Source organism: Neobacillus niacini NBRC 15566 (assembly GCF_001591505.1).
Classification (GTDB): Bacteria; Bacillota; Bacilli; order Bacillales; family Cytobacillaceae; genus Neobacillus; species Neobacillus niacini.
This window is the reverse complement of sequence record NZ_BCVA01000008.1, coordinates 1-12,658: the sequence shown is the minus strand read 5'-3', so window position 1 is coordinate 12,658 and position 12,658 is coordinate 1. Positions and strand designations below refer to the sequence as shown.

Here is a 12,658-nt window from a genome sequence, read left to right as displayed (position 1 = left end):
AACTCCATATTCATCCGCGAGTTCAGCATTTGCTAAGCCTGGCCGTCATCACTAAAACGGGCAGACCACATGGCAGGCCAAAGATAATTACCTTTCAATCTGAGCAGCAGTTCAAAAACGTGATCATACATTTCCGCATTAAAGCCGTCAAAATTCTTCATCGTCCAATTACCAAAAGCCGGCCATTCATCATTAATAAAAAAGCCACGGTAACGGACAGATGGTTCTTTAGATATGTACTTCAAGTCTTCACCCAAAGAAAATGAATCTTTCCGTTTCGGCTTCACACCGCACCAATCTACTAACGGAGAAACACCAAGCAACTCAGATAAATGAAAAAGACCGTAAATGTTCCATACAATACAGCATGTTTTCCAAGCTTCTTTTTATCAGTGGCTACTTGTGGTGTATATCCAAAAACCAACTCCACATCATGCATAACCTTTTCCGCGATTTTATTCACACCGCTAAAAGCCTCTTTTTCCTGATAAAATAGTGCCCCCATATGTAACATTTCTTGATTAATTAAAAAATTCATAAATAAGTCCTTTCTTAACATCCAGTTTCGATTATTTTAAAATTACGGTTCCTTGCAGGAATAATGAAATGTTACAAGGTGTATCCGAATCCCAGTATGGTAAAACATTTGTCTTCATGATCGGCAGCCATCTTGATTTCTATCTGATGTTCCCGGCATACATTCTCCTGATACAGGATTACAGTATTGCAATGAGTCCAGTTCACTTCATGAGGGTCGAGGGTTTTTATATGCTGGCCATCCACAAATATTTCTGCTATTCCAAACTCACTACTTCCTGAATCCTTAAAAACAAGGATGAGACTTTTGCTATTTATCGTGATTTTGAAACTCTCATTTCCCGAAGCAGCTGTATGCATCCAGTTATTCGGGAATTGTGACATAACAAAAGGGTTTGCATCCATCTCTACCATTTGCAAATCAGCATCTAATTCATAAAAACTGCCCATATTTATCGTTGCATTTATTGTGTTATCTCTCCTATCAAGTAACTGAACATCCTTAAAACCATTACCAATAACCGGCGTTTTATCGATTTCGATGTCAACCTGGTCTTTACTAGATTTCTTTGTTTCTGAAAATAAATAGGCAAGACAATCGGCCATTACAGTATGACCGTCATTTGTTGGATGATAAATATCGTAAAAAAATTGCCTTTTGGTAATGATATTTCCGTCTTCCTTCGTAAGCCTAAACTGCTCTACCACTGCGTCCTTTACACTGACCATTGGCAGATCATAGTGCTTTCCTACGGGAGAAAGCCTGTCCTGCAGATTCCAGTCATTTTCAAACACGCTGAATAATAAAATAACAGCTGGTTTGTTTTTCGATGAAAGTATGTTTAAACATAAGCTTTCATAACAAACTCCCTCTGTTTCGTCTCCTGCATCATTTACGGCAAACTCAACAATCACAATATCCGGTTCTACTTTTCCATTCCTTAAAATATCCCGTTCATAACGAATCATGCCAAGTTCAGATGGTGTACCTCCTACCCCGGCCTTTATGAAATGAACGTTCTCGCCATCATCTTTCCCAAACATTTCTCTGAATTTCAAATAAGATTGGTAGGCATAACAATGGGTATGAATTGGTTTTGCACCAGCGCCCTGAGTGATGGAGCCCCCTATATAGGCAATGGTAACATCGTCGCCTCCTTCTGCTTTTTCAATAGCTGCTTTTAATCTATGATTGTTTCCCTTTCTTAAAAGGGACTTATTAATCATAGCCTGGTAACCTTTTGAGCCAAATGCAACCGGTGGTTCCATTGGTATCTCGGGTACCTTATAGTTATCATGAAGATAGAATTTGACACTTGCCAATGCTAGTTCACCAGGATAGTTAAATTCAAAGGCAAATTTACCTGGAACATCATCATCTAGGGACCATTGAAAATCCCCAAGTTCTAAAATCGTCTCGGTTCCATCTGTTGGACAAGCTATTCTTAGCAGTGTTCCAGTTTCATATTTATTTTGCTTTCCATAATTGTGTAATATAAAATTAATTTTTCCTGCATTTTCAGCATCTGTTTTAATCACTATACCTATACTATGCACAAGCTTGCGGAAACCCTTACAATCGTCAAGGAGCGTCAAGATGTCCTCATCCTTCACGCCACCTACAAGCCTGGCAATACTTTTTAATCGTTCTCCATCCAAATAGATCTCCTGCGAAGGCTTCCCTTCATTACGGGGAGTTGCCTCAATCACTTTCTCGAACATAACGAAAAAACTATCTTTCTTTACTACTGGATTTTTTGGTGACTTGAAATCGTTATTTATTAATCTGCTTTCTGTCATCGTTACCTATCTCTCCTATGAATGATCAATTTTTATGACACATGAAGCTTCATAATTGACACCTGTTGCCGATCCAATGGGAGCCTTTTGGTTATTTTTAAAAGTAATAACCACCTTTTTCAATGTTACTGCTACTAAATTTACAAAGTTTATTCATTCAACAAACAAAGTCTATGTGTATTAATTTTATTATTATTTTCAGAAAGGTCAATGCATTTTTGAAATCGCTTTATATTATTAATATAATCTTGTTGCAATTAACAATAAATGGTTAAATGGGAGTATCATCTACTTTTCTGTAAGTCGATGCATCGTAAGGGGGGAAGTTGTTTGAAATCATTTGAAAAACTACATCCATTATTAAAAAGCTTTGTCGAAAACGGTCCGGCTGGATGTGCTTGTTCGGTTACCTATCAGGGGAAAACAGTATTTGAAGATTACATAGGATATGCCGACATTGAATCTGAAAAACCAATTTTCCACGATACGATTTATAGAATTTTTTCAAACACCAAATTGGTTACGTGTGTTGCTGCCCTTATTTTATATGAACGGGGATTGTTTTTGCTGAATGATCCTCTTGAGGATTATCTTCCGGAATTCAAAGAACCAAAAGTTTACCATAGAAATATAAACGGAGAGTTGTCGATTTTACCCTCTTCAAAATCAATCAGGGTCAAAGATCTCTTCATGATGACCTCCGGATTAACCTATGGAGGGGAAGGAAATGAAACGGAACGTTCGGTTAAAGTGGCGATCAATAACTTTAATAACGACAACGGTTCTGAGAATTTAGATGTAAGATCCCTCTTTAAAATGCTCAGCAAGATTCCACTTGCCTTTGAACCGGGGACACAATGGCAATATGGCTATAGTCATGACGTATTAGGTGCACTGATTGAAGTCGTGTCAGGTAAATCCTTTGGACAATTTTTACAAGATGAGATTTTTGATCCTTTGGAAATGAAGGACACATTCTTCAAGATTCCCGAGGAGAAAAGAGAGCGTCTTAGCAACCTTTACAATCGCAGCGAAAATGGAGAGTTAACCAAAAATTCTTTATTGGATGGGTATTATCAACCAGAAGCCAAGTTTGAAAGTGGAGGTGCAGGTCTGCTGTCGACGTTAGGTGACTATAGTCGATTTGCCCACATGTTGGCAAACGGCGGAGAGCTTAACGGGGTCAAAATTTTGGGGAGAAAGACGGTAGAACTAATGTCCACCAATCATCTACAGCCTGAGGTGTTGCCGTACTATAATTGGGACTATCTCAAGGGCTATGGTTATGGATTGGGTGTCAGAGTCATGATCGATCCGACTTTAGCTGGCAGTAACAGTTCAATTGGAGAATTTGGCTGGTGTGGTTTAGCGGGTACGTGGGTATTAATCGACCCAAAAGAAAAGCTTTCTGCAGTGTATATGCAGCAAATGTTGCCTAACTTTGAGGCTTACCATCAGCCACGGCTTCGCTCGGTTATTTATAGTTCGCTTTAAGAAAAGGCATATGTGTTGAATTATTTAAGGAAAACAATGATTATTTTGTAATTGTTGTATCATTGGTACTCAAAAGCAATCGCCCAGACCAATGCAATGCTGGGTCGATTGCTTTTGTTTACACAAAATAAAACAGCTTCACCATTTTTAAACATTCGGGCTATTAGCGGAATCTTAAAGCTTACAAGATATCCATCCAAATCTTGATAGCTGTTGCTAAGATTAATAATGCCAGTACAACTTGTAAGATCTTCGTATTGATCTTCTTTCCAGCCATTGCACCAAGTGGGGATGCGATTAAGCTGGCAATCACCATTATGAGCGAGGGTACAAAATCAACTTGTCCGGTTGTAATCTTCCCCACCGTCGCACCAATTGAAGAGATGAAAGTTATCGCTAATGAGGACGCAATGGTCATTCTAGTTGGAATTTTTAATACCACGAGCATGATAGGTACCAATAAGAATGCACCTGCTGCACCAACAATGCCAGAACCAACTCCAACAATTAATGCAAGAGCTGCTGCCAGCCATTTATTAAACTTCACTTGATCAAGAGGTATATCGTCGATTCCTTTCTTAGGAATAAACATCATGACAGCCGCTATTAATGCTAATATACCATAAACTAGATTAATTCCACCCTCTGTCATTAATCTTGAACCAAAACTCCCAACAAAACTACCCATTAATATGCTTCCACCCATATATGCAATTAGTGTTTTATTTAAATAACCGCCTTTACGGTAGGCCCATACACCACCAATGGTCGCAAAGAACACTTGAACAGCACTTATTCCAGATACTTCGTGGGCGCTAAATGCTGCCAGACCAAATAAAGGTGGAATGTATAACAACATCGGATATTTAATAATGGAACCGCCTATTCCTAACATTCCTGATATATAGGATCCTATAAAACCAATTAAGAAAATAATCATAATAAATCCAAAATCCATGGTATTTCCCCCCTTAAGAAAAGGGAACCTGATTGGTTCCCATATTCTTACCCTTTTCTAATCCAAAACTTAAACACATCGTTCTCCTCATCGTGTTTAATTAGTTCGTGACCACCTGATTTTGCCCATGCAGTAAGGTCATTTTTTGCCCCTTTATCTGTCGCATGAATTTCTAGTACTTGACCACTTTCTAAATCATTCATCGCCTTTTTTGTTTTAACAATTGGCATTGGGCATGCAAGCCCTTTTGCGTCTAAAATTTTATTTGCTTCCATATTTATTACCTCCTTTTTTTATCGAACGGCACAGCGATTTGGTCCAATTTCCATTTCGCGTTGTTTTTCTAAATCTGGATTCATTTTCCCCATATTTGTTTCACGAATCTCTTGATAAGCATTTGGTTGTGGCGGCAGGTTTTCCGTAACCATTTTTCTGAACTCATTTCCATCTTCTATGTTTAAGCCATGGTTTTTCGCGAACAATGTTCCTAATTTTTCAGCGACACTGCCATCTTCATTCAATTCATCAATAATCATAAAGTGAGCAGGAAGAACCGTTAAATCCTCTGATAATTCTCTGTAGCGCTTATATAAACTTTCTCTTAAATCCCCTACCCAATCCTGTGCCAATCCTGCTAAATCAGGTCTGCCAATAGAGTCAATAAACAAGATATCACCGGAGAGTAAGAACTTCTCATCAACAATAAATGAAGTAGATCCAATCGTGTGACCTGGTGAATACAAGGCGTGGATATTGATTTTCACATGACCATTTTCAACATCATTACCATCTTCTAATGGCTGATACGCAAACGTTACTTCTGTTGCGTCCTTTGGCGGCAGCCAATACGTTGCACCCGTTTTTTCTGCAATCGTTCTACCACCGGAAATGTGATCGGCATGTAGGTGTGTGTCAAAAACATGAGTAATTTTTGCACCAATACGATCAGCAAATTCAAGATAAATGTCTGTCATACGAGTGGCGTCTATAATCGCAGCCTCATTGTTCGACACAACCATGTAAGATAAACAACCTTTGCCAACACGGACAAACTGATACATTTCTCCGCCGTCTCTTAACTCTCCGACTTTTACTGGTTCTAAATGCTCACTCCATGCTTTCATACCACCCTGTAGGTAAGAAACCTTAAGCCCTGCGTCCGAGAGCATTTCTGCCACCATGATAGAAGATCCTTCTTTTGCACATACCACTAAAACTTCCTTATCTGATGGAATCTTATCGATGATCTCTTCAACACCATCTAGTAATTCAAAATAGGGAATGTTAAAATACTCGAAGTTTTCTCCTTCAATTTTCCAATCCTGAAAGTCACTTTCATTACGAACATCGAAAATAAATAATTCTTCCTTATTAAAGACTTTCTTTGTTACTTCTTTTGAAGTCATAGCTTTAACAGTCACTTTCAATTACCCCCTATGGTATATTTTATTTTAAAAAAATTAAATATATCTTATTTGACGATAGTAGTAGTTTTCCCCGACCATTGACTCATTCCTGGTACGACGTTCGTCACCTTCGTAAATCCCTTTTCTGTTAATTTTTGTGCAGCAAGGTCACTACGGCTGCCTGTTCGGCAAACAACATAAATCTCCGCTTCTTTGTTTATTTCATCAAAACGTATTTCTAATTCACCTAATGGGATCGAAATGGAATTTGGGATATGATTAAACGCATATTCAGCATTTTCTCTAACATCGAGAACAATGATGTTATCCTCCGTTTCGAGTTTTCTTTCAAGTTCATCATTATCGATAACATTTGGATGTTTTCTGTCGATTGTTTCATCACTAGAGGATTTTCGTAAGTAATGCTTTAATACGTCTCCTTCCTCTAACGTACCTAAATATTGATGACCTGTGCTCTCAGCCCAAACCTTTAAATCAGCCTTCGACCCCTTATCAGTTGCTTGAACTTCCAATACTTGCCCAGCTTCCAATCCATTCATCGTCTTCTTTGTTTTGACAATTGGCATAGGACAAGCTAATCCTTTTGCGTCTAACATGACATTTGCTTTAACGTTTTCCATCTTAAAACCTCCGTTTTATACCCACCATGGTATTATTTGTGTGAAAAAAATTTATTCCATCTTTCCTTCCCAAGCCATCATCCCGCCTGTCATATTAATGACATTATATCCGTGATACTCTAAAAATTGCACAGCACGGGCACTTCTTCCACCAGAGCGGCAAACGATGATATATTCTTTTGCTTTATCTAATTCATGCATACGGAATTCTACTAATCCTAAACGAATGTTCTCAGCACCAGGAATCTTTCCAGATGCAACCTCATCCACTTCACGTACATCAATAATGTTTAATTTCGTTCCTTCATTTAATTTCGTTTCAACTTCTTTAGCTGTCATTTCTCTCATCTTTAAGTCCTCCTTTTTCTAAAACCAAGCACTCATACCGCCTTTAACATTTGTAACGTTTGTAAAACCAAGTTTTTTTAACTGCTTACTAGCCTTTTGACTTCTCATACCACTTTGACAAATAACGACTACTTCTTTATCTTTTGAAAGCTCGGGTGCTTTTTGAGCTAGTTGATGAAGAGGAATATTTTTAAATTCTTTAATATGATTGCCTTTATACTCACCTGGAGTTCGAACATCAACAAATTGCTTATTCTTGTCTTTTAATTCATTTTTCAATTCTGTTGTCGAGATATTTCTTACCCCTTTTGTTGGAATGAAACGATTGACAATCAAAAAGAGGAAGAGTCCCATGATTACATAATTTATATATTCCATCTTAGTAACCTCCTAATGTTGGGGCGTAAATCCGCCAATTAAAATTAAATGAACAGATTTACATCACCATCTTCAGCTTCCGCTAAATAGGCTGCCACTCCTGCATATTCAATGTTGTCTAATAGTTCTTCTTTTTGAAGACCTAGTAAATCCATCGTCATCGTACAGGCAATTAATTTTACCTCTTGTTCTTGAGCCATCTCAATAAGATCAGGAAGAGGAAGCGCATTGTGTTTTTTCATTACTTTTTTGATTAACTTAGGACCAAAACCAGCAAAGTTCATTTTTGATAATCCCATATTGTCAGCGCCTCTAGGCATCATTTTAGCAAACATTTTTTCCAAAAAGCCTTTGTCGACTGAAATGCTCTCATCTTTTCGTAACGCATTTAACCCCCAGAAAGTGTGAAAGATCGTTACTTCATGATCATAAGCAGCTGCACCATTTGCAATAATATAGGCTGCCATTGCTTTATCGTAATCACCGCTTAATAAGACAATCGTAGTTTTTTTCTTTTCAGTCATTTTTATGACCTCCTGTATTTTTACCCCTAAGGGTATTTATTTGGATAAAAATAAAAGTAATTTACCATTACCCCTATGGGTATCATAGTAACGAAAATAAAAGAGGGTGTCAACCCTTTTTTATCGGCTTCTTACCAATAAGTTTACTGCATCTTTAATTAACTCTTCGGCACTTCTTTCTTTTGTTTCATCGGCTTTTCGAACACATTCAACTAAATTGGAACTCACAATGACCCCTATTGTTCGATCGATTGCAGTTCGAGCAGCAGACAACTGGGTAATAACATCTTTACAATCCTTATCTTCTTCCATTAATCGTAAAATACCTCTTAATTGACCTTCAATTCGTTTTACTCGGTTTTTGACTTGATCATTATACTCCATGATTTTACCTCCTAACAATGTATTTCTAATGGACATTTATTTAATTCATGATTACGAACAAAGGTATATCCAACTACTCGAAAACCCTTTTTTTGCAGCGTCCGTATCCCTATATTTCTTTCAAGTAAACTTGATACAACCAAATGTAATTCTTTATGTGGTATCTCATGCATATTCCTTTTAAAATAGGATATAGGAATATTAATGGCTCCATCTATCGGGTTCTTGTAAGATTCGTTATAATCTCTGACATCAAGGATTTCTATTTGAGATAAATCAAGTTCTGTTAATGGATGACATTTTACACCCAGAACTGGAAAATATCTTTTATACAAGATAGTTGCTACTGCGAGCAGCGCTAGAATTAAATATACCATGTATGCCTCCTAGAATGAAACAAATTGCAATGACAAGTTCTATAATATACCCCCATAGGTATAAAGTCAACCGTAAATTTTAATTTTTACATCCTATTGAAAAGACCGCTTAATCCAGCGGTCAAAGAAGCATAACAAAGTTTAGATAATGCATTATCTACTTTTGTTGATAACGTTAATTAACCGATCTTCAATTTCTTTAGCAAAATTTTTCATTCTTTCATCATTTAACAGACTTATCAGTGCAGTTGGTTTTGGCATTCCAATTTTTGTTTTCCCTTCATGCCCATAAACAACCATTTTACAAGGGAGGAAAGATCCTGCCATTTCATTTTCACTTAATACCCTCTGTGCTTCAACAGGATTACAGACTTCAAGCACTTTAAATTCCTTGGAAAATTCCAGGCCTTTCTCTTGCAGCTTTTCTTTAATATCAAACATCCATAATACCCCGAACTTTTCTTCTTGTAAGCTTTTTTCTAGGCTTTGTATGGCCCCCTCAATTGTTTTATCCGTTATAACGGTATAATCAAACATGTTTTCTTCCCTCCTTTCTTGTTTAGTATCACCCACCTTTTTTGACATGCCTCCTGCCAGTTTTTTTTCACATCTAAACAGTTCGTTTTGGGTAAATATAAAAAGCATGACTCGAAATTCAGAGTCATGCTTCATGTTTAAACTTTTTATTTTTCTAAAAAACCTACCTATATTAAAACAATGACCAAAACGCCTTTACTTGCGGCAAAAGCACCTTTACTTAGAATTTCAAGAAATTCGAATTTTCCCAACTCTTCTGTTTCGATTATGATCTTTAGTATTCTGGGATGGAGGTATCCCTTGAAAAGATATGAGGCCAGCCTTAAACAGGGCAAAACCAATAAATGCGGCAAAGACCGAACTTCCAATTAGAAATAAGATAAATTTTCTGCCAACATTACGTAACATGTTTTCACCTCTTTAACCTCTCATTAGTGATAAATATGATGAAATCATCTTTTTTATGCCGTCATATTCAGCTCCTTCGTCCTTCCTTTCGGAGTACGGATTCAAGCGCTTACAATAATTTATCTCTTTTAGCTTTTTGATAATTTAATATTCTAACTATTGTTTTTATTCAAAAACTATTCTATAATACTTTTCATTACATAAAATTCAAAGTCTGAGGTGTAAAAAATGAGAGTTTTAGAGAAAATAAGTCAATTGGCTGGCAGTACCTTTGCTGTTTGGGTGCTATTATTTGCAGCCCTTTCGTTTTTTTGGCCATCCGCATTTACGTGGATAGCACCACATATTTCCCTCCTATTAGGGATCATTATGTTTGGAATGGGACTTACATTGTCTACAGGAGATTTTAAAGAAGTATTCAGACGTCCAAAGGATGTGGCGATTGGAGTTATTGGTCAATTTTTAATCATGCCTGCTCTTGCCTTTATACTTGCAAAAGGATTACAATTACCTCCTGAAATCGCTGTCGGAGTCATTTTAGTAGGCTGCTGTCCAGGCGGGACTTCATCTAATGTTATGACTTTCTTGGCAAAAGGCGATGTTCCCCTAAGTGTAACGATTACCTCGGTGACTACACTACTTGCACCAGTGGTAACACCAGCACTTATTTTATTACTTGCAAGCGAATGGATTCCAGTAGATCCAGCTAGCCTCTTTATTTCCATTGTAAAAATTGTGATTATACCTATCGTCCTAGGGGTAATCATTAAGAAATTATTTAATCGTCAAGCGCAGGCAAGTGTAAAGGTCCTTCCGCTCGTATCCATTATAGGAATTGTTGCGATTGTAGCCGCAGTAGTATCGGTTAACCAACAAAACATTGCGAAAACGGGGTTAATCATTTTTGCTGTTGTGATCCTCCATAATGTCCTTGGCTATTTATTGGGCTATTTCTTTGGAAAGCTATTCAAGATGGATTTATCGAAGAAAAAAGCAGTTGCAATTGAAGTGGGAATGCAAAACTCCGGCTTAGGCGCTGCCATTGCTTCAGCACATTTCTCACCATTATCTGCCGTACCTAGTGCTATTTTTAGTGTTTGGCATAATATATCTGGTCCGATATTAGCGACTCTATTTAATCGGATGGATAACAATAAGTCAGTCGATGCGGATTCAAAAAGTTCACAATTAACAAACTAGATAATCACACCTTCATTGTTGGAAATTTACGACAACATGGAGGTGTGGTTTTTTCCTTGTAATTGTGAAAAGGGTTTTGTGAGCCAGTTCCCCTTTCTAGAATTTAACTATTTCACACCATTCGAAATACCGGAACATAGGACTTTAGCAGCAATAATTATTGGCAAAAAATAGAGAGAAATGCAGCCATTACGACTGTACCTCTATCACTTTATTTAAAACTCTTTCATTATGTATCTGACTGAATCAACATAGGGGTGCAGTGGACCCCTTATGCACCGTACTCGAATACTTCCTATTCATCAAAAAGATAAATGGCACTCTTTGGGCTCTTGTCAATAAAAAAAAGACCGAGTGCCCTCTGGTCTATGCAATATAAAAATCCGTCAGAAACCTTGGTATTATTGAGTTGGCGGGACTGAGTGGGAATCGAACCCACCAGACCTGGCACGCAGGTCTCAGGCAGTTTTGAAGTTCTATACCGTATGTAATTTCTAGTGACACATAATCCCATAAAGTGCTATAGAATAAGGTTTCAGTGATTTAGAGTGTTATGTAATATCATTAATTTTTTTCAAATTGGCACCAAACTCGGCACCGAAACTTTTCTTCTTCTTCCCCACCCTCATTGTAACCAACAAAATAACCTTTCTCATACATCTTCAACTCATTCAACCCGTTTGCTGGTCAGGAAGATCAAGATTTGATTAATGCAGGAAAGGAAACGATTACCCCTGTGCCTGGAGCTTCCATTTTTGACAGCACTGAATCATTTTCAATGATTCGTGGCGGGCATATTGACGTAGCCATCCTTGGCCGCATGGAAGGTTTTGAAGATGGGTGACCTTGTAAATAGGATGATTCCGTGTAGCTGCTCAAAGATATGGGTTGAGCTACGGATCTCTTTAACGGTGCAAACGGATTGTTACTATAATGAAACATGTCAATAAGTATGGTGAGTCCAAGATAAAGTATTGGTTTTGATAATCGACAGGTGGAAACAATTTGACGTTTACATTTTACTATTTTTTATTTTTTTCGGAAGCTGGTACTCCGGCAATTCCCCAATGAGTCTTTGGCATTTCATTAACCAAAACTCTAACACTTTGTTTAGGAGCATCTAATGTTTCAACAACTGTATCAGTAATATTTTCAATTAATGCTTTTATTTTTTCAGGGGGTCTGCCTTCCATAATATTTACTTGAATAAGAGGCATAATTTATCACTCTCAATCCTTCATAAATTTCAATCTTAACATATCTTAACTTTTAATTATCTTATTCACCAATAGTGAAAGTAACTTCTCCAAGTCCGTCGAACTTTCCGGAAACAAAATCCCCTACTTTTAAAAGGACAGCACTTGTTAAAGCACCAGACATGATGATTTCACCTTTTTTAATCTTGTCGCCTTTTCTGGCAAGCATATTGGCTAACACAGCAATTGCATTGGCTGGATGCCCTAAAACGGCTGCACCAGCTCCAAGTTCTTTAATTTGACCATTAATCGAAAGTGTAGCACCTACTAATTCCAAATCAAAATCACTTGGTTTTCTTAGTGTATTTCCGAAAACAACCCTTGAAGTAGATGCATTATCAGCAATAACATCTGTATGGGTAAAGTTAAAGTTTTCATAACGGCTGTCAATGATCTCCAGTGCCGGCAAG

The 12,658-nt window shown here is 37.4% G+C and carries 18 protein-coding genes, 1 tRNA gene and 1 pseudogene; 3 read left to right on the top strand and 17 right to left on the bottom strand.

Features of this window, described 5'->3' with window-relative positions:
- Positions 1-32 precede the first annotated feature (32 nt).
- The 3 genes from BANA01_RS30545 to BANA01_RS09185 all read right to left on the bottom strand — a co-directional run bounded on the left by BANA01_RS30545 (position 33) and on the right by BANA01_RS09185 (position 2,337).
- Positions 33-245: a glycosyl hydrolase 115 family protein gene (locus tag BANA01_RS30545; protein ID WP_268875064.1), complete on the bottom strand. Its 213-nt coding sequence runs from the start codon at positions 243-245 to the stop codon at positions 33-35.
- 56 nt (positions 246-301) lie between these two features.
- The gene (locus tag BANA01_RS30305) at positions 302-538 is read right to left on the bottom strand and encodes a hypothetical protein (RefSeq protein ID WP_235847093.1); all 237 of its coding nucleotides are present in this window, start codon (positions 536-538) and stop codon (positions 302-304) included.
- Between the two features lie 71 nt (positions 539-609).
- On the bottom strand, positions 610-2,337 hold the full coding sequence (locus BANA01_RS09185) for an SGNH/GDSL hydrolase family protein (RefSeq protein ID WP_063252816.1): 1,728 nt from the start codon (positions 2,335-2,337) through the stop codon (positions 610-612).
- 330 nt (positions 2,338-2,667) lie between these two features.
- Here BANA01_RS09185 and BANA01_RS09180 point away from each other — a divergent pair, with 330 nt between their 5' ends.
- Positions 2,668-3,831 (top strand): serine hydrolase domain-containing protein, encoded by a 1,164-nt coding sequence (locus BANA01_RS09180; RefSeq protein ID WP_082799453.1) that lies wholly within the window; start codon positions 2,668-2,670, stop codon positions 3,829-3,831.
- Positions 3,832-4,012: 181 nt separating this feature from the next.
- Here BANA01_RS09180 and BANA01_RS09175 read toward each other — a convergent pair whose 3' ends face one another.
- From BANA01_RS09175 to BANA01_RS09125, 11 genes are all read right to left on the bottom strand, one after another.
- Positions 4,013-4,789, bottom strand: a complete 777-nt coding sequence (locus tag BANA01_RS09175; RefSeq protein WP_063252812.1) for a sulfite exporter TauE/SafE family protein — start codon at positions 4,787-4,789, stop codon at positions 4,013-4,015.
- A gap of 47 nt (positions 4,790-4,836) precedes the next feature.
- Positions 4,837-5,064, bottom strand: coding sequence for a sulfurtransferase TusA family protein (locus BANA01_RS09170; RefSeq protein WP_063252811.1), 228 nt, complete (start codon positions 5,062-5,064; stop codon positions 4,837-4,839).
- A gap of 18 nt (positions 5,065-5,082) precedes the next feature.
- A complete protein-coding gene (locus tag BANA01_RS09165) occupies positions 5,083-6,210 on the bottom strand; it encodes an MBL fold metallo-hydrolase (RefSeq protein ID WP_063252809.1) in 1,128 nt (375 codons plus the stop codon).
- 50 nt (positions 6,211-6,260) lie between these two features.
- Positions 6,261-6,836, bottom strand: coding sequence for a sulfurtransferase TusA family protein (locus BANA01_RS09160; protein ID WP_063252807.1), 576 nt, complete (start codon positions 6,834-6,836; stop codon positions 6,261-6,263).
- Between the two features lie 51 nt (positions 6,837-6,887).
- Entirely contained in the window at positions 6,888-7,184 is a 297-nt protein-coding gene (locus BANA01_RS09155) for a rhodanese-like domain-containing protein (RefSeq protein ID WP_063252805.1), read from the bottom strand.
- Positions 7,185-7,202: 18 nt separating this feature from the next.
- Entirely contained in the window at positions 7,203-7,562 is a 360-nt protein-coding gene (locus BANA01_RS09150; RefSeq protein ID WP_063252803.1) for a rhodanese-like domain-containing protein, read from the bottom strand.
- 44 nt (positions 7,563-7,606) lie between these two features.
- The gene (locus tag BANA01_RS09145) at positions 7,607-8,086 is read right to left on the bottom strand and encodes a DsrE/DsrF/DrsH-like family protein (RefSeq protein WP_063252801.1); all 480 of its coding nucleotides are present in this window, start codon (positions 8,084-8,086) and stop codon (positions 7,607-7,609) included.
- A gap of 120 nt (positions 8,087-8,206) precedes the next feature.
- Positions 8,207-8,470, bottom strand: coding sequence for a metal-sensitive transcriptional regulator (locus tag BANA01_RS09140; RefSeq protein WP_063252800.1), 264 nt, complete (start codon positions 8,468-8,470; stop codon positions 8,207-8,209).
- A gap of 11 nt (positions 8,471-8,481) precedes the next feature.
- On the bottom strand, positions 8,482-8,847 hold the full coding sequence (locus tag BANA01_RS09135) for a rhodanese-like domain-containing protein (RefSeq protein ID WP_063252798.1): 366 nt from the start codon (positions 8,845-8,847) through the stop codon (positions 8,482-8,484).
- 153 nt (positions 8,848-9,000) lie between these two features.
- The gene (locus tag BANA01_RS09130; protein WP_063252956.1) at positions 9,001-9,384 is read right to left on the bottom strand and encodes a DUF302 domain-containing protein; all 384 of its coding nucleotides are present in this window, start codon (positions 9,382-9,384) and stop codon (positions 9,001-9,003) included.
- Positions 9,385-9,612: 228 nt separating this feature from the next.
- Positions 9,613-9,792, bottom strand: a complete 180-nt coding sequence (locus tag BANA01_RS09125) for a hypothetical protein (protein WP_063252795.1) — start codon at positions 9,790-9,792, stop codon at positions 9,613-9,615.
- 228 nt (positions 9,793-10,020) lie between these two features.
- Here BANA01_RS09125 and BANA01_RS09120 point away from each other — a divergent pair, with 228 nt between their 5' ends.
- Complete coding sequence (locus BANA01_RS09120) at positions 10,021-10,992, top strand: bile acid:sodium symporter family protein (RefSeq protein WP_063252793.1); 972 nt, start codon at positions 10,021-10,023, stop codon at positions 10,990-10,992.
- A 410-nt stretch (positions 10,993-11,402) separates the two neighbouring features.
- Here the strand turns inward: BANA01_RS09120 and BANA01_RS29495 are convergent.
- Positions 11,403-11,504 (bottom strand) — tRNA-OTHER (locus BANA01_RS29495).
- A 164-nt stretch (positions 11,505-11,668) separates the two neighbouring features.
- Between BANA01_RS29495 and BANA01_RS29490 the strand changes: the two are divergent.
- A pseudogene (locus tag BANA01_RS29490) lies at positions 11,669-11,964 on the top strand (CoA-transferase); the annotation flags it as partial.
- Between the two features lie 50 nt (positions 11,965-12,014).
- On the opposite strand, the gene BANA01_RS09115 reads toward BANA01_RS29490, so the two are convergent.
- On the bottom strand, positions 12,015-12,209 hold the full coding sequence (locus BANA01_RS09115) for a 4-oxalocrotonate tautomerase (protein WP_063252791.1): 195 nt from the start codon (positions 12,207-12,209) through the stop codon (positions 12,015-12,017).
- A 61-nt stretch (positions 12,210-12,270) separates the two neighbouring features.
- A partial coding sequence (locus BANA01_RS29860; RefSeq protein ID WP_369689644.1) for a 2-keto-4-pentenoate hydratase occupies positions 12,271-12,658 on the bottom strand: 388 nt, incomplete at its 5' end.